The organism is Campylobacter sp. RM19072 (genome assembly GCF_024723485.1).
Taxonomy (GTDB): domain Bacteria; phylum Campylobacterota; class Campylobacteria; order Campylobacterales; family Campylobacteraceae; genus Campylobacter; species Campylobacter porcelli.
Genome location: NZ_JANQCU010000009.1, coordinates 37,702 through 57,454 on the forward strand (window position 1 = coordinate 37,702; position 19,753 = coordinate 57,454).

Sequence of the window (19,753 nt, forward strand, 5' to 3'; positions counted from 1 at the left end):
TTGGGCTATATTATATCATAATTATTTGGAATTTAAGATATAAAATAATGGTTTTTACCAATCAATTGATTGAAGCTTTCCAATTCTTAATGGAAACTGAAAACTACGATTTTCATTAACTCTTATAATCCCAACTGCACTACTAACCCCTAGGCTTTTGATAAAAATAATACTCCCCCCATCGCTAGAAAATCTAGGATATGTATTTACTCCGCCAGCAGTAAGCTGTCTTACATAGTCACTTTTAGTAGAGATTAAATAGAGATTAAATGTTTTTTGAGCATACTCATTAATACTTTCTCGACTAGAATAGACTACATAGTTTTCAAAAGTGCTAATTGAGTTGTTATTCTTGCCATGAAATACCATCTGTTCAACCGCCCCACCATCTATACTAGTAGCAAATATGTTAGGATACCCCAATCTATCACTTACAAATACCACTTTTGTATCATTATCTACAAAATTACCATTGACATCAATTCCGCTAAATGTGGTAATTCTTTTTAAATTTTTGCTTATAATATCATATAGATATATGTCACTTTGGTCATTTGGAGCCATGGTTAGAAGGAGTTTAGTGCCATCTTGGCTAACATCGCTTGCTACTATCATTCCGCCACTTTGAAGAATTTTGCTCTTGTTGTTGCTTTTTAGATCAAATTTATATAAGGTTGGGACTGATTTGATATATGAAGTGTAGTAGAATGCACTTTGGTCTTTATTAGCCCATTTAGGAAATATATTTAATCCGCCGCTTACTACGACTTTTTGATATGTAAGCGTGTAATCAGCAACCACAATATTACTCTTTCCAGGGGCTGTGTATTGAGAGAATATTATGGATTTATCCATCCAATCTATAGGTGGTAAATTTAAATTTCTAGCCATATCAACCATACTCTTATGTGCTAAAAATACAAATTTATCAGCACTTTGGGTATATTCACTGCTAAAATGTTCCTTATTTGTCTTTGCATTAAGGACTTTAAGCTTTAAATTTACCCTATCTCCTAGCTGCGTCAAAGCATATCTATATATAAGATCAGCTCTCTCATCAGCACTTATTATCGCACTATCATCAAATTTGCTAGTATAATACCTATCAGATACCTCAAATGCCGATCCAACCTTTAAATCACCAACAACAAGCTTAAAAAATTTATCTTGCATTGCTCTATTAGCAAAATCAGTTGTAGCATCTTGGACTATAATCTTAGGTAGCACAAGCCCCTTATTTACTACATCTATGGTAGCATCTGCAGCGGATAATCCCAAGCAGATAATTAACAACAAAAATAGCTTTTTCACTCTAACTCCGTTTCTATTTGATCAATTAAATTTACATTTATCACTATGCTGTTTTTACTAGGCGGGATTGGAAATTCCAAATCCTTTAGGCGTTCTAAATACTCTCGCACCTTACTATTAAAAGCACTATTTAGTGAATACTCATCGATACTATAGCTTAATTTTCCAAATTCATCTATAATGACTTTTACTTTTGCTTGATTATTTGTATCGGCTTTATATGCAATCCATCTGCTTTGGATAATCTCAACTATATCTCCCATATATTTATTATACACCCCTGTCATAGATGATTTTGGAGCTTTAGTATTTATATCTTTTTGTAAAGAAGCGATAATATCAGCTGCGGTTTTTAAATTTGTTTCTAAATCGCTTTTAGCATTACTTTGGATAGCTTGGGTTGTATTTGGTGTAATTTCTATAGGTGCAGCTTGGCTAAAAAGATCGCTGAAATTTAAATTTGGCTTATCTGGCTCTGGGGGTGGGAGATCTTTATTTGTTGTTTTTTGTGCTGTTTGTGTAGGAGATTGCATCTCATCTTCTACTTTTTTCTCATCTATTTTTTTATCTTTTTGCTCTGGCGATACTATATTTTGAGCTAAATTTGTATCAACTACATAAACATCCATAAAAGCATCTAAATCATTTGTATATTTTATACTCTCTTCATATCTACTAAGCTTGAAAAATATAAAAAATATAATAAAAAGATATAAAACTACTGAAAGCCAAAAAGCAGTTGTAGTATTATATGAGATACCAAATTTACTACTCATCAGCCATTTGTCTCTAAAGCAACCTTAGAAAAACCTGCATTTTTCATACTCTTTAAAACAAACATCACATCATCATAAATTAGTCTCTTATCAGCCTTGATATATACTGGAGAATTTTTATCATATTTTTTAGATATTAAGATTAGATTATCGCCTAACTCATTTAAAGACATTTTAGACTGATCTATATATACCTGTCTTTGGTGATCTATTCTAACTGTTAAGCTCTTAATCTCTTGAGATAGTGCTTTAGACTTTGAGCCATCTGGTAAAGTAATTTGCTCTTCATAGATAATAGCTGGAGTTGTAACCATCAAAATAGCTAACAAAACCAGCATAATATCAACCAAAGGTGTTATATTTAGCTCTGGATTTTCATCAAAATTTATCATCTATTTACTACTAAGCAATAAATTTGATTCTCTTTGAATAAGGCTTATTAGCTCATAAGCTTTACGCTTTATTAAGAGATTAAAACTATAAGCAGGAATCGCTACAAAAATTCCACAACCAGTAGCGACAAGAGCTTCAGAAATTGCTGGTGCAATCACAGATAAAGAGGCCGAGCCTCCACCTTGACCAAGTGCTGCAAATGTCTCTAGTATGCTAATAACCGTTCCAAACAAACCAATAAATGGCGAGGTAGATGCTATTATAGATAGAGTTGTTAAGCCGCTAGTAGAATTGGTTTGAGCTAATGAGATAAAAACCTCTAAACGCTCTTTACTTAAATTGTCTTGCGAACACTTGTTTAAAGATGAGTCAGTAGTCTCAAGCCTTTTGCCAAGCAAGATAGCTTCTAAAGCTTGTTTTTCTCTCTTAATCCAGTTATTAAGGCCACTATATCGTGAGAATAAAATTGTAAAACTAATAATAAAATATAGCGACAACCATGAAAGGACAATGATTGTCACTAAACTACTTTTAGATAGATAACTTATAAAAAGCTCTATAGATTCCACTTATCTAACCCTTGCAGAGTTCTCTATCTTAGCCAATGCAGTAGCTAAAATTCCATTACTATCATGCATTTTTCTAACAAGATTTTTAGCATTTTCTATAGATTTGGCAATATCGCTCTCACTATTACCGCTTACATACACAGCACCATCAACCAAAATAGTAATTTTATTCTTATCAATCTTAGCATAACCCCAATCAATAGCAACGGCATCATGACTTCCATCTAAATTCTCAATATCCACTACTCCAATTTGAAGTAGTGAAACTAAAGAAGCATGACCTGGCAAAACACCAAATTCACCATCGCTACCAGGAAGGACTACCATTTTAGCATCATTAGAAAATATTAGCCCTTCTGGGGTGACTATTTCTAAATGTATTGTATTCATATAGCTTCCTTTTGGCTTACGCTTTCATTTTTTCAGCTTTAGCGATCGCCTCATCAATATTTCCTACCATATAGAACGCATTTTCTGGTAGGTGGTCATATTTACCCTCTAAAATACCTTTAAACCCTGCAATTGTCTCTTCAAGGCTTACATATTTACCAGGGCTACCTGTGAAAACTTCAGCTACGAAGAATGGTTGAGATAGGTATTTTTCTATCTTTCTAGCTCTATCAACTGTAAGTTTATCTTCTTCGCTAAGCTCATCCATACCAAGAATCGCAATAATATCTTGTAAATCTTTGTATTTTTGAAGCACAGCTTGAACACCACGAGCTATTCTATAATGCTCTTCACCTAGAATTTGCGGATCTAGCATTCTTGAAGTTGAATCTAGTGGATCAACCGCTGGATAGATACCTTTTTCAGCAATGGCACGATTAAGAACTGTTGTGGCATCAAGGTGAGCAAAAACAGTAGCCGGTGCTGGGTCAGTAAGGTCATCAGCTGGCACATATACAGCTTGAACAGATGTGATTGAGCCTTTTTTAGTCGATGTAATTCTCTCTTGAAGTTTTCCCATCTCACTAGCTAGCGTAGGCTGATAACCAACAGCACTAGGAATACGGCCAAGAAGTGCTGACATCTCTGAGCCTGATTGAGAAAATCTAAAGATATTATCAATAAACATAAGAACATCTAGCCCCATCTCATCACGGAAATACTCAGCCATTGTAAGACCAGTAAGTGCTATACGATTTCTTGCCCCTGGTGGCTCATTCATCTGTCCATAGCATAAGGCAACTTTATCTAAAACACCAGATTCTTTCATCTCATTATAAAGGTCATTACCCTCTCTTGTTCTTTCGCCAACACCGGCAAATACAGAGTAACCGCTATGTTTAAACGCTACATTATGGATAAGCTCCATTATAATAACCGTTTTGCCAACACCAGCACCACCAAATAGCCCTACTTTACCACCTTTTGCATATGGGGCTAAAAGATCAACTACTTTAATACCAGTTTCAAAAATTTCACTCTTTGTGCTTTGCTCTTCAAATGGTGGTGGATCTCTATGAATAGACCATTTTTTATCAAAATTTTCTTCAGCACCCTCATCTATTAAGTCGCCTACAACATTAAAAATTCTACCCAAAACCTTTTCGCCAACTGGAACACTAATAGGCGTACCAAGAGCTGTAGCTTCTAAACCGCGAGTAAGACCTTCGCTCATATCCATAGCAATTGTTCTTACTCTATTATCGCCAAGATGTGCAGCAGTCTCTAATACTAATCTATGTCTATTGCCTTCAACAGTAAAATTTACTTCAATAGCTTCGTTAATTTTAGGCAAGTAGTCTGTGAAATCAACATCAACTACAGGACCCATAACTTGGCTAATTACACCTTTCATCATCACTCCTTATAAATTTACTTCATACTCTCAACGCCACTTATAATCTCTATAAGCTCTGTTGTAATGCTTTCTTGTCTTGCCTTATTATAAGCAAGATTTAACTCTCTTACTCTCTCTTTTGCGTTATTTGTGGCATTATCCATAGCTTGCATTCTAGCACTATGTTCAGCAGCCAAAGAGTCTATAAGAGCATAATACATACTATACTCAAAATATTTTCTCATAAGCTCATCAAGTATTCTATCATCATGCTCTGGCTCAAAATCCATCAATGAGTCATTTTGATTATCATCTTGAATTTTTGGAGGTTCAACTGGCACTATGGTATTAACCCTAATCTCTTGAGAGATCATATTTTTATAACCATTATGAACTAATACAACCTTATCAGTTACACCAGATGTAAAATCATTAATAGCTGCTCTTATCACCTCTTGAGCTTTTTCATATGTAGGTGCTGAGCTAACACCGCGATAACTTTCTAAAATTTCAATACCTTGAAAATTGAAAAATTCAATACCTTTTTTACCCACAGCCCTTAAGCGAACTTTGATTTTTTTAGCCTTATACTCATCTATCATATTTCTTATTGTTTTGATAGTTGCGATATTAAAACCACCACAAAGACCCTTATCAGCAGTAACAAAAATTATATCAACTTTCTCTAGCTTGGCCTCTGTGTCAAAAAATTTATTTCCTTCACCAACGATCTTAAATTTATTAATTTCGTAAGCAATCTCGCTTAAGACCTCATTGATCTTTAGAGCATAAACACGCGAATGGCGAGCTGCCTCTTCTGCTTTTTTGAGTTTAGCAGTAGAGACTAGCTTCATCGCCTTTGTAGTCTTTTGCGTATTTTGAACGCTCTTAATCTTTCTTTTAATATCCTTTAAATTTGACATATTTTAGCCTTATTCAGCGCTAAATATTGCTTTAAATTCATTTAATGCTTTATCTAGTGCTTCTTCAATATCTTTATCAAGTGCTTTTTTGTTACGAATTTGCTCAAAAATATCTGGGTATTTAGCCTCAATATACGGATAGAGCTCAGCTTCAAATTTAGTAACTGCCGATACTGGAATATCATCTAAATATCCATTACTACCTGCAAATATAATAACAACTTGATTTTCAACTGGAAGTGGGCTATATGGTGGTTGTTTTAACACTTCAACCATTCTTTGACCTCTTTCAAGTTGCTTTCTACTGCTCTCATCAAGATCACTTGCAAATTGAGCAAATGCTTGAAGTTCCCTATATTGAGCTAGATCAAGTCTTAGCGTTCCAGAGACTTTTTTGATAGCTTTTATCTGTGCTGCACCGCCAACACGGGATACAGATAGACCAACATTGATAGCTGGGCGGATACCTGAGTTAAATAGATCGCTCTCAAGGAAAATTTGACCATCTGTAATGGAGATAACATTTGTTGGAATATAAGCCGAAACATCGCCTGCTTGAGTTTCGATAATAGGTAAAGCTGTTAAGCTTCCTGCTCCTAGCTTATCACTTAGCTTACTTGCTCTTTCAAGTAGTCTTGAGTGTAGATAAAATACATCTCCTGGATAAGCCTCACGACCTGGTGGGCGGCGAAGGATAAGCGACATCTCACGATAAGCCACAGCGTGTTTGCTTAAATCATCATAGATGATAAGAGCGTGGCGAGAGTTATCACGGAAATACTCTCCCATTGTTACACCTGCATATGGAGCTAGATATTGTAAGGCTGCTGCATCGCTTGCACTTGCATTTACAACAATTGTATAATCCATAGCACCATACTCTTCAAGCTTTTTGACAACTTGTGCTACGGTTGATTGCTTTTGACCGATAGCTACATAAATACATATAACATCTTGACCTTTTTGATTAATGATTGTATCAGTAGCGACTGTAGTTTTACCAGTTTGGCGGTCTCCAATAATAAGCTCCCTTTGACCTCTACCAATTGGCACAAGACCATCAATAGCTTTAATACCTGTTTGTAGCGGCTCATGGACAGATTTTCTAGCCATAATTCCTTTGGCTTTTTCTTCGATAAATCTACTTTCTGTAGCATCGATAGCACCTTTGCCATCTATTGGTTCGCCAAGAGCATTTACAACACGACCAATTAACGCATCACCAACTGGCACTCTAAGAAGTCTAGCAAGTCTCTTTACGCTACTTCCTTCTTTAATATCATTACAACTACCTAAGACAACAACCCCTACACTGCTCTCTTCTAGGTTTAATGCCATACCTTTTTGACCATTTTCAAATTCAACCATCTCGCCAGCCATGACATTCTTAAGACCATAAACATTTGCCACGCCATCTGCGACTGATATAACTTTGCCAGTCTCTTCAATATTAACGCTAAGATCAAAGTTTTCTATGCGTTCTTTGATGATACTGCTAATCTCATCAGCTTTTAACTTAACACTCACGCTTTTACTCCTTATTAAATTGCTTTTAATATATATTCGCTCATTTGAGCCCTTAATCTATCAATTGAAAAACTAACTTCAACACCTAAATCATCAAGCTCAATTTTAATACCATTAAAATCATTTTTAATAGTCTCAAATTCAACCTTCACATCAAACTTATTAGAAAATTTACTCTCTAACTCACTTTTTTGTGCTGGAGTTATATCTATATTTCCAGATATTAAGCCTTTAAATTTAGAATCTCTTATAGCCTTTTGATACTCAAATTCTTTTGAAATTTCTGGTATTAAATGCAATCTATGTTTTTGACTTAAAAGCATTAGAAATCTACCCAATTTGCTATTTGAATTATCATCTATTAAAGATAGTAGAAAATCAGATTTAGACTTTGCATCAATCATAGGAGAGTCTATTATAAAGTTAAATTTAGATATAGAAAATGCAGATGCTAATTTTCTAAATTCCTCACTTGCTTTATCAAATTCATTAGCATCTAAAGTAAGAATCAATGCTTTTACATATTTTTTAGCTACTACTTCTCTCATTAACTCACCTTCTTAATAATAAGATTAACAAGCTCGTTTTGATCAATTTTTATAGCTTCACTTGCAAATAGCTCATCTAAAACTTCGCTCACTACTGCTCTAACAAGCTTTCTCTCTTCAAATTCTTTTTGCTCTTCATAACTCTTTTCTAAAATATGGATCTCATTTTGAGTATCTTTTTCTATCTTAGCAAGCATAATCTCTATCTCTTTTTTGATAGCTTCAGAAAGCTCGCTTGCCATAACTTTAGCATTTTCTACCCTTTTAGCGGCTTCTTCTCTTTTAGCATTTGATGCTTTTAGCTTCTCTTGAATAGCATTTAATCTATTTGCAATAGAGTTAATCCTAGCATTATACGCAGCTTTTATAGGTTTAGCTATCAAGTAATATAGAATAGAAAAGAATATAACAAAGTTAATTACTCTAGGGACAATATCATATTCTCCACTTCCGCTACTAGCACCAAAGGCAAATATCGGAGCTATTAATAATAGAATAAATTTAATATTCATATAAAACTCCTATATTTTTGATAAAGAACCAGCAAGGGCACTTTTTAACTCTGGTATTTTGGTAGTTAAATTTGATTTTAACTCAGCCTTTCTATCAATCAATCCTGCTATAAAGCTATTATAATCAGCTTCTAAGCTCTCTTTTTTGATGGCGATTTTTGTAGCAGCTTTCTCTTTAGCTTCGCTTAAAGCAGCATGCTTTTTGGCTTGTGCTTCTGCCCTAGCGTCATTTAGTATCTTATCTATCTGAGCTTCATAATTTCCAACATCGCTAGCATTTTTACTAACGCTCTCTTCATCATTTTTGATAGATCTATTTCTATCATCAATGAAACCAAGCAATGGCTTGTAGAGAATAGAATTTAGCACAAAGATAAGCCCTAAAAAGATTACTAAAGTAATCAGCAACAACGGCGGATCTATCTGTAGCATCACTTCTCCTTATGTAATTTCATTAAAACTAGTCCGATATTTTACAATATTAAAAAATAAATTCTACTGAATTTTTTGAATTATTTTTATCATATTATCTATTTTTTTACTATCATTTAAATTTAATATCAATTTTTGACCATTTATCTTACATTTTATACCAAAATTTTCTATTAAATCTTTGAGTAAATTTAAATTTTCTACATCTTTTAAATCGCTTTTTATCTTTTTGTTTTGGGTGGTTGTTTTTAGTCGTTTTACTAAATTTTCAGTATCTCTTACGCTTAATTTTTGTCCCATGATAGTATCAGCAACTAGCTTTTGATTATCGCTATTAAGGCCTACCATTATCTTAGCGTGACCTTGAGTGATTTTGCCATCATCTATCAATTTTTTTGTATATTCATCAAGCCCTAAAAGTCTAAGAGTATTTGTAATTTGCGTTCGGCTCTTTTTAACTATAGTTGAAAGTGCCTCTTGAGTAATTTTATAATCATTAATTAGCTCTTGATATGAGTTGGCTAACTCTATTGGGCTTAGATTTTCTCTTTGGATATTCTCAATTAGTGCTAATTCTCTTAAATTTTTATCTGCAATACTAGCTACAATTGCCTTAATCTTGCTAAGTCCAAGTAACTTGCTAGCCCTTAGGCGTCTCTCCCCAGCAATTAGCGTAAAATCATCACCCTTTCTAATAACAATTATAGGCTGTATTAATCCATGTCTTTCAATGCTTTGGCTAAGCTCTTTTAAGGCTTCATCGCTAAAGTTTTTTCTAGGCTGAAATGGATTTGGCTTGATTTTATCAATATCAATCTCAGCTACTAACTCTTTATTTAACTCCTTATTATACGCCTGTTCCACATCACCTAAAATAGAATCTAGTCCCCTACCAAGTGCCATAATCTACCCCATTATAGAGTGAGCTAAATTTTGATAAGCTTGTGAGCCACTTGATTTAATATCATACAAAATCACTGGCTTACCAAAGCTTGGGCTCTCGGCTAATTTGACATTTCTAGGGATAATGACAAACCCATCTTCGCAATTTTCAGCCTTAAATAATTTATTTCTAAAGTGCTTTTTAAGATCAGCCACAGTCTCCTTAGAGAGATTATTTTGCGCGCTATACATTGTAGGCAAAAATCCTTTTATCGTTAGCTTTGGATTTATCGTCTCTTTTATTACTTTTACGGTGTTAAAAATTTGAGCTAAGCCCTCCATAGCGTAGAATTCACACTGAATTGGGATAATAACGCTATCACTTGCAGTAAGTGCATTAATAGTCAAAATCCCAAGAGTTGGCGGGCTATCAATTATTATATAATCATAGCTATCACGGATTGCGGCAAGCTTATTTTTTAATATGGTTTTATAATCTCTATTTTGTTCGCTAAATTCTTGCTCAATCCCTACTAAACCAATATTTGATGGGGCTATGTCAAGCATTTTTAGCTCTGTTTTTAATATTATATCATTGATATTTTTTCTACCTGTTAATACATGGTAGATATTAAACTCATAATCACTTCTTTTAAATCCCAAGCCAGTTGTCGCATTGGCTTGTGGGTCAATATCAAGTAGCAAAACTCTCTTTTCGGCTACAGCCAAAGAAGCCGCCAAATTCACAGCAGTAGTAGTTTTACCTACTCCGCCTTTTTGATTAGCAATGGTTATAATCTCACTCATCTTGCTGAATATACCTTTTTATCATTTATTATTATTGAGCCATCACTTTGTAGCTTGGCCTCACTTAAGCTTACTTGCTTATCATCTAAATGTATGTAAAAACTCTTTGATAACTCAAATTCTACCAAATATTTGCTAAAAATTTGCTTCCATTTTGGCTTGGCACTTAAAAATTTAAAGTATAAATCTATTATATCATCTCTATCAAGTGCTATATCTAGGCAATCTGCGTAGTGTGGAGAGTATTTTAAATTTAAACCTATACCGCATATATAGATACTATTAATCTTAGTAGTGATGATACCTGCTATTTTGCGACTACCAAGGTAAATATCATTTGGCCATTTTAGCCAAAGCTTTGAGCCTCTATCCCTTAGGGCTAAAACTAAAATAAAAGCAAAATATATACTAGCTGATGCAGGCTCTAGATCATCTACAAGCTCACTCTCATCTATAGCAAAACTTAGATATAAATTGCCCTTTGGACTCTCCCAGCTATTTGCCCTACTGCCTATACCTTGGCTTTGTCTATCTGCTACAATAGCATATGGTGGAGATATTTTAAGCGATTTTATCCCATCAATTAAATAAGTTTGAGTAGATTCACACTCACAAAGATACTCTATCTCCAAGACCAATCCTTTTACCATTTAAATAGCTTCTTGCATCCACTGGCTTCTTACTAGCAGCTTGTAAAGTCTTGATAAATATGCTACCGCCATTTACCCCAAGCACAAATCCATCATCATTTAAGCTTAAAATTTCGCCAACTTCACCACTTAAGCTAGAAATTTCCATATCTAAAATCTTAACTCCATCTTTAGTAAAAATTCCTGGCCAACCATAATATGCTAAAAATTTTGCCCAAATCTCACTAGCAGTTTCAACCTCTAAATTTACTAATCCATCATCTTTTTTGATCTTTTTACACTTCGAGCTAAGGGCATTAAACTGGCTAATTGGCTTGATATTATCATACTCATTTAATACTTTAATAGTTAAATTTGCTGCCATATCGCTTAATTTTTCAAACAATTCATATGAGTTCATCTGCCCTATATCAAGAATACTATAGGCCAAAATATCCCCACTATCAAGCCCTATATCCATCTTCATAGCCGTTACGCCACTTAGGCTTTGCCTGTTTAAAATTGCTGATTGTATAGGCGAGGCACCACGATAAGCTGGGAGTAAAGAAGCGTGAAGGTTTATACAAGGAGAAATATCTAAAATTTCTTTTGGCAAAATCTGCCCATAAGCTGCTACAACTATAAAATCTGGCTTTAGCGACTCAATATGCTCTTTTACCCCATCATCTCTAAGCGAATTTGGCTGATAAACTACGCTATCAAGCCCTAAATTTATAGCCAATTTTTTCACATCTGGCGGAGTTAAGCTCCCACTTCTACCAACTGGCTTATCTGGTTGAGTATAAATAGCAAGGATATTAAATCTAGCTTTATAAATTTCATTTAAAATTCTACTAGCATAACTTGGGGTTCCCATAAAAACGATATTTTTCATATTTTTGCCTTAAAAATTGTCCCACCAATTTGATTTGAATTTAAAAGAAATTCCCTAGCTACGCTAAGATCAAATCCACTAGCTAAAAACATATCTTTTCCATTTTTCATCAAAAAATCAGCCGCTAAAAGCTTTGTGGTTATCCCGCCGGTGCCGTGCTTTGAGCCTGTTTGAGAAATTTTGATTAGCTCTGATTCATCTATATTATTTACAACTTGGCGAATTGTCGCACTCTTATCCATGCTTGGATCGGCTGTATAATATCCATCTATATCGCTTAATATCACCAATAAATCAGCGTCAAAATAATACGCCACCGCACTTGAGAGCCTATCATTATCGCCATAAACTATCTCACTAATCCCTGTGGAGTCATTCTCATTTATAATTGGTAAAATTTTATTTTCAAGCAAGCCATTGATGACATTTTTGGCATGATTTGTAATCTTTCTAGAGTCAAAATCCCCAGCAGTAAGCAAAATTTGAGCCGCCATTTTACCATATTTTGATAGCGATTTAGAGTAAATTTCCATTAGGTATGGCTGCCCTAAACTAGACAAAATTTGCTTATTTACAACACTTGTTCTTGGTAGATTAAATTTAGCTTGACCAGCACTAATTGCACCGCTACTAACTAGTATTACCTCAAATTTATCACTCAAATCACTTAGAAATTGGCAAAGATTATCTATCCTATTTTGATTGATTGAGCCCTCATCGCTTAAGACATGGGAGCCTACTTTTATAACCACTCTTTTCATCAATTATTGCCTTAAATTCAAAAATAAATTTCGTGATTATACTATTTTTGGCTTAAAAATTTGGTTAGAGAATAAAAGCAGTAAATACCGCTTTTATACCAAAATATCATATTTTATAATTCTTTACAAAATAAACAATACAAAAATTTACTAAAACAAATTTATCACTACTATTTTTTAGAATAAAATTAACTAAATTTCAAATTAAGCATCTCTAAAAGCCTAAATTTAAGCTCTTTTATATTCTCATTACTCACACTTGAAATTGGCATTACAAAATATGGAAGAGAAATATCGATTTTATAGCCATCTTGCTTAGCCATAAAGCCAAACTCACTCATAAAATCTTGAATTTTCTCATCAATATCGTAGGCCACATCAGCCCTTGTCAAGGCTATGGCGTAGCTTTTTTTAGCTAGAAGTGGTGAGAATTTCTCTATTTCAGCTCTTAGGGTTTCAAACTGCTCTTTGAGTGAGCGATAATTTGCTAAATCTATCATATAAAGCAAAATTTTTGTTCTTTCAATATGCTTTAAAAATTGTATCCCAAGCCCTCTACCATCGCTAGCACCCTCTATAATCCCTGGTATATCAGCCATCACAAATCCATTAAATTCATCAACTTCTACAAGACCTAGCTTTGGAGTAAGGGTGGTAAATTCATAATTTGCTACTTGCGGTTTTGCATTTGATATGGTTGAGATTAGCGTAGATTTGCCTACATTTGGAAATCCTACTAAACCAACATCGGCTATTAGCTTTAGCTCTAAGCGGATATTTCTCATCTGACCTGCAAGTCCTGGCTGAGCCTTTGTCGGAGCTTGATTTACGCTTGTTTTAAAATGAACATTTCCAAGTCCGCCCTTTCCACCTACCAAAAATAGCTCTTTTTGACCTTGCGTTGTTAAATCTAGCAACATCTCGCCACTATCATTATCATAGACAATAGTCCCAGGTGGAACGATTAATTCAAGGCTTTGCCCCTTTTTACCACTCATATTTCTAGGAAGTCCAGGCTGACCGTTTTGAGCTTTTAAAGCCCTTTTGCCCTTATAATTAGCTAGTGTGTGGGTATTATTATCAACTATGAAATATACATCTCCACCATTTCCGCCATCGCCACCATCTGGCCCACCTAATAAAACATGCTTTTCACGGCGAAAACTAGCACATCCAGCACCACCTTTGCCACTACTTACGCTAAAATTTACGCTATCTATAAACATTTGAATATCCCTTTATTTCAAGGTTAATAAGAAGAAAATTAAAAAGAAAAGCCCCAAATTTGGGGCTTAAATTATGCGGCTGGATAGACAGAAACTTTTTTTCTATCTTTATCTTTTCTTTCAAATTTTACAAAGCCATCAACTAATGCAAATATAGTGTGATCTTTACCCATACCTACATTATTGCCTGGATGAGTAGCAGTGCCTCTTTGGCGAATGATGATATTTCCAGCTCTTACGAACTCGCCACCAAATTTTTTAACACCTAAACGACGACCGATACTATCACGGTTATTTTGGGTTGAGCCTTGACCTTTTTTGTGTGCCATACTTTACTCCTTAGGCTTTGATACTTGTAACTTTTACGCGAGTATATTCTCTTCTAAAACCGCGTTTTAATTTTGAGTCTTTTCTTCTGCGTTTTTTATAGATAACAACTTTTTTATCTTTACCTTCGCATACTACTTCTAAAACAACTTTTGCACCACTTACAAACGGCGCACCTACCTTTAAATTGCCATCATTAACTGCTAAAACCTCAGTGATTTCAACAATTGACTTTGCTTCAGCTTCAAAATGATCTAAATTTAGGAAGTCGCCTTCACTAACTTTATACTGTTTTGAGCCGTGTTTGATAATTGCATACATCAAACTATCCTTTATATTTTGGTAAGACCAATAAGCATTCTTAGGCTAAATTTGCTAAAGAAATTTATGGGGCTTATTTGGTTGTAAGGCGTGATTATACTTTAAACTATATAAATTCAAGCTGAAAAATAATTTTAAAATCAAAACCTACTCATTGGTTAATCAAGAAATATTAACTTTATCTAATTTTTTAAATTTTCTATGTTTTACCAATACTAAAATTCCAAATATGCCAAACAAAACCCCTATAACGCTTAATACTCCTTGATATTTTACATAAGCTAATTCATCGTATTTTTCCACACTAAAATCATCATTCACAGTCACACTAAACTCACTCTTATGTTCGCCATGATCACTAAAAGCAGTAAGTTCTATACGATAAATCCCAGATTTTGGTGGTAAAAATGCAAATTTGCCATAAGAATCAGTTTGACCATGAAGTAAGGCTATAGCCGAATCACCTTCATAAATATCTATTTTACCATACGCAACTGGAGTATTTTGAGTAAAATTTGCTGATATTATGATGGCTTTACCATCATTAACAGTATAACTAACACCGTGGGCAAAGCCAAAAATAACACATAGAAATATTAATAATATAAATTTCATTATTTTAACTCAAAGGATATAGAACTTTGTAAAAGCAAGGTATTTGCATTTGGATCATTTAACTCTTGTTCGCTATCTATAGCTGCAATTACATTTAGTCCTTTTTCTTTTATCTCGATTTGAGCTATGCCAAATTTATTCGTAACACTCTTGCTCTTCTCTTTGCCAACTTCAAAACCAATACCCTCTATAGGCTCTCCATTTTTTAATACAAGCACAGGAAGATAATCTCCAATTTTTAATTTAAATGGATTGCTTAAAGCTATAACTTCTAATTTTAACCCAATTGGGGATACTAAATTTTGATTCCATGAAAAATATGTTTTACCTAATTTAACACTCCTAGAAGTTGAAAATACTACGCCTTTTACTGAGTTTTTTCCACCATCTATAAAGTCTCCGCCTTTATCACTTTCCACCCAGTATCCAGCATCAAATGCACTTGCTATTATAGCTGGCTTTGCAGCGGTAAGTACTTCTGGAGTTTTATTTTCTCCAAAATGATAATTAATACCAGTTTTAATCTCTTTTAAGCTCTCATCATATGCTTTAGCATCTATTAGCTGATTTGATTTATATGGAGAGAAATCTCCGTGAGCCCAAAATTTTACTTCAAATTTATTTGTGCCTACATTTTGAGTAACAACCTGATGAGCACAAAGTGTTGTAGCAACGCTCATAACTGTAGCCAAAAATAGTTTTTTATACATGGTAAATTCTCCTAAAATATTAAAGTGATTTTGATTATATCTATAATAAACTTAATTGTTTATATATTAAAAAATTAATTAAATTACAAAATTTTAATAATAAGAGGTAAATTTATATGATTCGCTCCAAAATATGGAGCGAATGAATTATTTATAGCTCTGGTTTTGGAGTAGCTTCTGTGCTTGCTGGGAATTGTGGATAGATAACTTTTGGTTTTTCGCCTGTTAGAGCATTTAAGAAAGTAATAATGCTTTTTGCTTCAGCATCGCTAATTTCTATACCCAATTGGACGCTTCCCATCTCTTTTACAGCCTCTTCAAGCTTCCAAATAGCACCATTGTGGAAGTATGGAGCAGTCTCTGTTACATTTCTTAAAGTAGGAGTTTTAACCATACCATTTGCATCACCTTTAAAGTCGCCAACATTAGCAAATTTATATTTACCAGCTACTTCAAATGCTTGCATAGAGCCACCTAGATTTACGCCAGTATGACAAGTAACACAGCCTTTATCAATGAAAGTTTGTAAGCCTTGTTTTTCAGCTTTATTTAGAGCTTTTAAGTTGCCATTCATAAATTTATCAAATTTAGATGGAGTAAGAAGGGTTCTTTCAAAACTTGCAATCGCATCAGCTATATTATCAAATGTTATACCATCTTTGTATATTTTTTTAAATTCAGCTTGATATTCAGGAAGTGAGCTAATTCTCTCTACGGCTAATTTAGCTGGAGTTGCCATCTCTGGTTCAGCCTCGATAGGACCTTTGGCTTGATCTACTAAAGTCATAGCACGACCATCCCAAAATTGAGTTGTATTTAGCACAGAGTTATAAACTGTTGGGCTATTTAGATGATGCGGATTTATCGTCCATTTGTGGCCTACAGCAGCAGCAATACCATCAGTTCCACCTAGACCTAGGTTGTGGCATGTATTACAGCTGATTATACCGCTTTTTGATAGGCGTGGTTCAAAATATAGCTTTTTACCAAGTTCAGCTTTTGCTTCGCTAAATTTATTTGGCTTTACACCTATCTCTTTTAGCAACTCATCAACTTGTGCTTGTGTAGTTGGAAGCGCTCTTAAACCAGCATCCTTAGCAGCTTTTAAAAGATCAGCATCGCTAGCTGCAAATACAGATGTAGCAACTAATACAGAACCTAAAAGTAATGTACCTTTCATAAAAAACTCCTTACAAAATTTAGTTTGCGATGAGTAATATAGTAATTGAAAGTAAATAAAAAATAAATTTTTTAACTTGATAAAATCACTCATTTACAATTATTTTTATTAAATATAAAATTTACTTATTTTATTTAAGATAATTTTAATCTTTTTTAAATGATAGAATGGGGTTTAAAAGCTATTTAAACGAAAATATGATTAATATAAATAGTTAAATTTATAATAAAATTTTATATAAAAATTCCAAAAAAATTTTAAATAAGTGTTACAAAAAGTAATAAAATTTCACATTATGAAGAGTTAATTCTTAAAAAATTATGCTAAAAATTGTTGATTTTTATTTAAAATTTAACCATATAATTATTATCAATTTTATATAAGGATATATCACAATGAAAAAGATAGCCATAACATCGGTTTTAAGCTCTAGTTTGCTATTTGGTGCTTTAAGCGAGTCTGAAATTTTAGAGATTGTCAAAGGCGGCAATAGCAATTTAAAATACTCTATTGAATCACGCAAAAATCTACCAAATACAAATTACGAAGAGATCAAAATTAAAATGAGCGATGAAAAAAATAGCGTTTATACGGCACTTTATAGCGATGGAGAATATATTTTTCCTGATATTATAGATGTCAAAAATAGGTTTAGTTATCTGGCAAATTTTGAAAACGAACAAAATAAAATCGCTCTAAAAGAGGCTAGTAAATCTCTTGGAAAAGTGATAAAATCACTGCCAAAAGATAGCATTATCACTCTTGGAAATGATAAAGATAAAGAAGTTAAATATCTATTTACCGATCCTGATTGTCCATATTGTCGTCAAGATTTAGAATTAATAGAAAATAAACTTAAAAACTCAAATTTAAAAGTTATTCTAGCACCGGTAGCATCGCATGGGATACCAGCTATTAAAAAATCAATCGCTATCTTAGATGAAGTTAAAGATGCTAAAGATGACGCAAGCAAGATCGCAATATTAAGAAAATACTTCTTGCCTGATGCAAAAGAGCCACAAAATATCAGCGATAAAAGGGTGAGCCAATTTAAATCTCAAGTAGATAAAATTTATGCTACTGGTGCTGTGCGTGGCGTGCCTACGCTAATAGATGAAAAAGATTTAGGGCTATAAATCAAAAATTTATATAAAAGAAAGAAAATGAAAAATCTAGCCATAATTACCGCACGAGGCGGCTCAAAGCGAATTCCACGCAAGAATATTAAGGAATTTATGGGTAAGCCAATGATAGCTTATGCCATAGATGCTTGTATAAAAGCAAATATCTTCGATGAGATTATGGTCTCAACAGATGATGATGAGATAGCAAGTATAGCCAAAAATCTTGGTGCTAAAGTGCCATTTATGAGATCGATTAAAAACTCAGATGATTACGCCACTACAAATGATGTCTTAATAGAGGTGGTTGATAAGTATAGAAGTCTTGGCAAAAATCCAAGCGTGATATGCTGCGTCTATCCTTGTGTGCCATTTTTAAATGGGGATATTTTGCGTGATGCGTATGATAAGTTTATATCTAGCGGTGCTGATGGGCTTACTCCAGTGGTTAAATTTAGCTTTCCTATCCAAAGGGCATTTAAAATTGTAGATGGCTTTTTACGCTATAATGAGCCACAAAATGCTTTAAAAAGAAGTCAGGATTTAGAGCCTATGTATCACGATGCGGGTATGTTTTATTTCCATAAAACTTCAAATATTAATAGCGATAATATCATGCCATACATAATAGATGAATCCCTAGCTCAAGATATTGATACAATGGAGGATTGGAATATGGCACAAATCAAATTTAAGGTTAAAAATGAGTTATAAAATCGGCTTAAAACTTTGGAGTTTAAATGAGAATTATATATCACCAGCCAAAGAGCTATTTGAGCGTGGAGTATATGATTATATCGAGCTTTACGCTGTGCCAAATAGCCTTGATATGATAGCAAAGTGGAAGAGCCTAGCTAGGAATTGTGGGGTTAAATTTGCCATTCACGCTCCGCATTTTAGTAGTGGGCTTGATTTTTCTAATCCTAATAAGCTTAATTATAATTTAAATTTATGCGAAGAGGTCAAGATATATAGTAATGAGCTTGAAGCCCTATATACGATATTTCATCCAGGTATTGGTGGAGAGCTTTTAGAGAGTATAAGGCAGATGAAAATGATAAAAGATCTCAAATTTGCTATAGAAAATAAACCATATATCGTGCCAATGGAGGGTGGAACTGCCTTTTGCGTTGGGGCGGATTTTGATAGTATTAAGCGTATTTTAGATGAAGTTGGGTGTGATTTTTGTCTTGATGCGGGACATGCGCTTTGTAGTGCGAATTTTCAAGGGTTAAATCCATATGATTATATCGCTAAATTAAACGAGCTAAAGCCTAGAATTTATCATATTAGCGATAATAATGTGGAGTCTAAATTTGATGCTCATTTACATTTTGGGGATGGTAATATCGAGCTTGATAGGGTTTTATCTCTTTTGGTTGGTGGGGAGTTTTTAGCCATTGAGACAATCAAAGATAGTAAAGAGAATTTAGATGATTTCATCAAAGATTCAAACTATTTAAAAAATATTATTGCGAATTTTAATGACAAGGCGTTATAGC

At 33.7% G+C, this 19,753-nt stretch carries 25 protein-coding genes; 3 read left to right on the plus strand and 22 right to left on the minus strand.

What is annotated here, in order from left to right:
- Nucleotides 1-54: 54 nt before the first annotated feature.
- The 22 genes from tolB to CSUIS19072_RS05750 form a co-directional block, all read right to left on the minus strand.
- A complete protein-coding gene (tolB, locus tag CSUIS19072_RS05645) occupies nucleotides 55-1,311 on the minus strand; it encodes a Tol-Pal system protein TolB (protein ID WP_086293558.1) in 1,257 nt (418 codons plus the stop codon).
- Entirely contained in the window at nucleotides 1,308-2,087 is a 780-nt protein-coding gene (locus tag CSUIS19072_RS05650) for a TonB C-terminal domain-containing protein (protein WP_086237900.1), read from the minus strand. Before CSUIS19072_RS05650 ends, tolB begins: the two co-directional genes overlap by 4 nt.
- Nucleotides 2,087-2,479, minus strand: coding sequence for a biopolymer transporter ExbD (locus CSUIS19072_RS05655; RefSeq protein WP_086237899.1), 393 nt, complete (start codon nucleotides 2,477-2,479; stop codon nucleotides 2,087-2,089). The genes CSUIS19072_RS05650 and CSUIS19072_RS05655 overlap by 1 nt, the downstream gene beginning before the upstream one ends.
- Nucleotides 2,480-3,049 (minus strand): MotA/TolQ/ExbB proton channel family protein, encoded by a 570-nt coding sequence (locus CSUIS19072_RS05660; RefSeq protein ID WP_086237898.1) that lies wholly within the window; start codon nucleotides 3,047-3,049, stop codon nucleotides 2,480-2,482. It lies immediately after the preceding gene.
- Nucleotides 3,050-3,439, minus strand: coding sequence for an ATP synthase F1 subunit epsilon (gene atpC, locus CSUIS19072_RS05665; protein ID WP_086237897.1), 390 nt, complete (start codon nucleotides 3,437-3,439; stop codon nucleotides 3,050-3,052). It abuts the gene before it with no gap.
- Between the two features lie 16 nt (nucleotides 3,440-3,455).
- Nucleotides 3,456-4,853, minus strand: a complete 1,398-nt coding sequence (gene atpD / locus CSUIS19072_RS05670) for a F0F1 ATP synthase subunit beta (RefSeq protein WP_086237896.1) — start codon at nucleotides 4,851-4,853, stop codon at nucleotides 3,456-3,458.
- Between the two features lie 17 nt (nucleotides 4,854-4,870).
- On the minus strand, nucleotides 4,871-5,758 hold the full coding sequence (atpG, locus tag CSUIS19072_RS05675; protein WP_086237895.1) for an ATP synthase F1 subunit gamma: 888 nt from the start codon (nucleotides 5,756-5,758) through the stop codon (nucleotides 4,871-4,873).
- A 9-nt stretch (nucleotides 5,759-5,767) separates the two neighbouring features.
- Entirely contained in the window at nucleotides 5,768-7,285 is a 1,518-nt protein-coding gene (gene atpA / locus CSUIS19072_RS05680) for a F0F1 ATP synthase subunit alpha (RefSeq protein WP_086237894.1), read from the minus strand.
- Between the two features lie 14 nt (nucleotides 7,286-7,299).
- Nucleotides 7,300-7,833, minus strand: coding sequence for a F0F1 ATP synthase subunit delta (locus tag CSUIS19072_RS05685; protein ID WP_086237893.1), 534 nt, complete (start codon nucleotides 7,831-7,833; stop codon nucleotides 7,300-7,302).
- Nucleotides 7,833-8,345, minus strand: a complete 513-nt coding sequence (locus CSUIS19072_RS05690) for a F0F1 ATP synthase subunit B (RefSeq protein WP_086237892.1) — start codon at nucleotides 8,343-8,345, stop codon at nucleotides 7,833-7,835. The genes CSUIS19072_RS05685 and CSUIS19072_RS05690 overlap by 1 nt, the downstream gene beginning before the upstream one ends.
- Before the next feature lie 9 nt (nucleotides 8,346-8,354).
- On the minus strand, nucleotides 8,355-8,777 hold the full coding sequence (locus CSUIS19072_RS05695; RefSeq protein ID WP_086237891.1) for a FoF1 ATP synthase subunit B': 423 nt from the start codon (nucleotides 8,775-8,777) through the stop codon (nucleotides 8,355-8,357).
- A gap of 63 nt (nucleotides 8,778-8,840) precedes the next feature.
- Nucleotides 8,841-9,680, minus strand: coding sequence for a ParB/RepB/Spo0J family partition protein (locus tag CSUIS19072_RS05700; protein WP_086293556.1), 840 nt, complete (start codon nucleotides 9,678-9,680; stop codon nucleotides 8,841-8,843).
- Between the two features lie 3 nt (nucleotides 9,681-9,683).
- A complete protein-coding gene (locus CSUIS19072_RS05705) occupies nucleotides 9,684-10,466 on the minus strand; it encodes a ParA family protein (protein ID WP_086237889.1) in 783 nt (260 codons plus the stop codon).
- Nucleotides 10,463-11,116, minus strand: coding sequence for a biotin--[acetyl-CoA-carboxylase] ligase (locus tag CSUIS19072_RS05710; protein WP_236845304.1), 654 nt, complete (start codon nucleotides 11,114-11,116; stop codon nucleotides 10,463-10,465). The genes CSUIS19072_RS05705 and CSUIS19072_RS05710 overlap by 4 nt, the downstream gene beginning before the upstream one ends.
- On the minus strand, nucleotides 11,076-11,990 hold the full coding sequence (fmt, locus tag CSUIS19072_RS05715; RefSeq protein WP_086293554.1) for a methionyl-tRNA formyltransferase: 915 nt from the start codon (nucleotides 11,988-11,990) through the stop codon (nucleotides 11,076-11,078). Before fmt ends, CSUIS19072_RS05710 begins: the two co-directional genes overlap by 41 nt.
- Entirely contained in the window at nucleotides 11,987-12,751 is a 765-nt protein-coding gene (proB, locus tag CSUIS19072_RS05720) for a glutamate 5-kinase (protein WP_086237886.1), read from the minus strand. The genes fmt and proB overlap by 4 nt, the downstream gene beginning before the upstream one ends.
- Before the next feature lie 188 nt (nucleotides 12,752-12,939).
- Entirely contained in the window at nucleotides 12,940-13,977 is a 1,038-nt protein-coding gene (gene obgE, locus CSUIS19072_RS05725; RefSeq protein WP_086242546.1) for a GTPase ObgE, read from the minus strand.
- Between the two features lie 71 nt (nucleotides 13,978-14,048).
- Nucleotides 14,049-14,306: a 50S ribosomal protein L27 gene (gene rpmA / locus CSUIS19072_RS05730; RefSeq protein ID WP_038455086.1), complete on the minus strand. Its 258-nt coding sequence runs from the start codon at nucleotides 14,304-14,306 to the stop codon at nucleotides 14,049-14,051.
- Nucleotides 14,307-14,316: 10 nt separating this feature from the next.
- Nucleotides 14,317-14,625, minus strand: coding sequence for a 50S ribosomal protein L21 (gene rplU / locus CSUIS19072_RS05735; protein ID WP_086237883.1), 309 nt, complete (start codon nucleotides 14,623-14,625; stop codon nucleotides 14,317-14,319).
- A gap of 162 nt (nucleotides 14,626-14,787) precedes the next feature.
- Complete coding sequence (locus CSUIS19072_RS05740) at nucleotides 14,788-15,240, minus strand: hypothetical protein (RefSeq protein WP_086237882.1); 453 nt, start codon at nucleotides 15,238-15,240, stop codon at nucleotides 14,788-14,790.
- Nucleotides 15,240-15,950: a DUF4198 domain-containing protein gene (locus CSUIS19072_RS05745; protein ID WP_086237881.1), complete on the minus strand. Its 711-nt coding sequence runs from the start codon at nucleotides 15,948-15,950 to the stop codon at nucleotides 15,240-15,242. Before CSUIS19072_RS05745 ends, CSUIS19072_RS05740 begins: the two co-directional genes overlap by 1 nt.
- 151 nt (nucleotides 15,951-16,101) lie before the next feature.
- Nucleotides 16,102-17,130 (minus strand): cytochrome-c peroxidase, encoded by a 1,029-nt coding sequence (locus CSUIS19072_RS05750; protein WP_086237880.1) that lies wholly within the window; start codon nucleotides 17,128-17,130, stop codon nucleotides 16,102-16,104.
- A gap of 395 nt (nucleotides 17,131-17,525) precedes the next feature.
- Between CSUIS19072_RS05750 and CSUIS19072_RS05755 the strand changes: the two genes are divergently transcribed.
- The 3 genes from CSUIS19072_RS05755 to CSUIS19072_RS05765 are packed head-to-tail and all read left to right on the plus strand — an operon-like array spanning nucleotide 17,526 to nucleotide 19,752.
- Nucleotides 17,526-18,266 carry a hypothetical protein gene (locus CSUIS19072_RS05755; protein ID WP_086293552.1) on the plus strand — a complete coding sequence of 247 codons (741 nt, stop codon included), beginning with the start codon at nucleotides 17,526-17,528 and terminating at the stop codon, nucleotides 18,264-18,266.
- Nucleotides 18,267-18,293: 27 nt separating this feature from the next.
- Nucleotides 18,294-18,965, plus strand: a complete 672-nt coding sequence (gene pseF, locus CSUIS19072_RS05760; RefSeq protein WP_086237878.1) for a pseudaminic acid cytidylyltransferase — start codon at nucleotides 18,294-18,296, stop codon at nucleotides 18,963-18,965.
- Nucleotides 18,955-19,752: a sugar phosphate isomerase/epimerase family protein gene (locus CSUIS19072_RS05765; RefSeq protein WP_086237877.1), complete on the plus strand. Its 798-nt coding sequence runs from the start codon at nucleotides 18,955-18,957 to the stop codon at nucleotides 19,750-19,752. The genes pseF and CSUIS19072_RS05765 overlap by 11 nt, the downstream gene beginning before the upstream one ends.
- Nucleotide 19,753: the final 1 nt, after the last annotated feature.

What these genes read in the sequence shown, in the direction of transcription:
- CSUIS19072_RS05745 (WP_086237881.1), bottom strand. Translation starts at nt 15,950, where the DNA reads ATGTATAAAAAACTATTTTTGGCTACAGTTATGAGCGTTGCTACAACA.
- CSUIS19072_RS05765 (WP_086237877.1), top strand. Translation starts at nt 18,955, where the DNA reads ATGAGTTATAAAATCGGCTTAAAACTTTGGAGTTTAAATGAGAATTAT.
- atpC (WP_086237897.1), bottom strand. Translation starts at nt 3,439, where the DNA reads ATGAATACAATACATTTAGAAATAGTCACCCCAGAAGGGCTAATATTT.
- CSUIS19072_RS05700 (WP_086293556.1), bottom strand. Translation starts at nt 9,680, where the DNA reads ATGGCACTTGGTAGGGGACTAGATTCTATTTTAGGTGATGTGGAACAG.
- rplU (WP_086237883.1), bottom strand. Translation starts at nt 14,625, where the DNA reads ATGTATGCAATTATCAAACACGGCTCAAAACAGTATAAAGTTAGTGAA.
- CSUIS19072_RS05710 (WP_236845304.1), bottom strand. Translation starts at nt 11,116, where the DNA reads ATGGTAAAAGGATTGGTCTTGGAGATAGAGTATCTTTGTGAGTGTGAA.
- CSUIS19072_RS05695 (WP_086237891.1), bottom strand. Translation starts at nt 8,777, where the DNA reads ATGCTACAGATAGATCCGCCGTTGTTGCTGATTACTTTAGTAATCTTT.
- CSUIS19072_RS05755 (WP_086293552.1), top strand. Translation starts at nt 17,526, where the DNA reads ATGAAAAAGATAGCCATAACATCGGTTTTAAGCTCTAGTTTGCTATTT.
- CSUIS19072_RS05750 (WP_086237880.1), bottom strand. Translation starts at nt 17,130, where the DNA reads ATGAAAGGTACATTACTTTTAGGTTCTGTATTAGTTGCTACATCTGTA.
- fmt (WP_086293554.1), bottom strand. Translation starts at nt 11,990, where the DNA reads ATGAAAAATATCGTTTTTATGGGAACCCCAAGTTATGCTAGTAGAATT.
- proB (WP_086237886.1), bottom strand. Translation starts at nt 12,751, where the DNA reads ATGAAAAGAGTGGTTATAAAAGTAGGCTCCCATGTCTTAAGCGATGAG.
- CSUIS19072_RS05685 (WP_086237893.1), bottom strand. Translation starts at nt 7,833, where the DNA reads ATGAGAGAAGTAGTAGCTAAAAAATATGTAAAAGCATTGATTCTTACT.
- CSUIS19072_RS05650 (WP_086237900.1), bottom strand. Translation starts at nt 2,087, where the DNA reads ATGAGTAGTAAATTTGGTATCTCATATAATACTACAACTGCTTTTTGG.
- atpD (WP_086237896.1), bottom strand. Translation starts at nt 4,853, where the DNA reads ATGAAAGGTGTAATTAGCCAAGTTATGGGTCCTGTAGTTGATGTTGAT.
- CSUIS19072_RS05655 (WP_086237899.1), bottom strand. Translation starts at nt 2,479, where the DNA reads ATGATAAATTTTGATGAAAATCCAGAGCTAAATATAACACCTTTGGTT.
- CSUIS19072_RS05705 (WP_086237889.1), bottom strand. Translation starts at nt 10,466, where the DNA reads ATGAGTGAGATTATAACCATTGCTAATCAAAAAGGCGGAGTAGGTAAA.
- obgE (WP_086242546.1), bottom strand. Translation starts at nt 13,977, where the DNA reads ATGTTTATAGATAGCGTAAATTTTAGCGTAAGTAGTGGCAAAGGTGGT.
- CSUIS19072_RS05740 (WP_086237882.1), bottom strand. Translation starts at nt 15,240, where the DNA reads ATGAAATTTATATTATTAATATTTCTATGTGTTATTTTTGGCTTTGCC.
- rpmA (WP_038455086.1), bottom strand. Translation starts at nt 14,306, where the DNA reads ATGGCACACAAAAAAGGTCAAGGCTCAACCCAAAATAACCGTGATAGT.
- pseF (WP_086237878.1), top strand. Translation starts at nt 18,294, where the DNA reads ATGAAAAATCTAGCCATAATTACCGCACGAGGCGGCTCAAAGCGAATT.
- atpG (WP_086237895.1), bottom strand. Translation starts at nt 5,758, where the DNA reads ATGTCAAATTTAAAGGATATTAAAAGAAAGATTAAGAGCGTTCAAAAT.
- CSUIS19072_RS05690 (WP_086237892.1), bottom strand. Translation starts at nt 8,345, where the DNA reads ATGAATATTAAATTTATTCTATTATTAATAGCTCCGATATTTGCCTTT.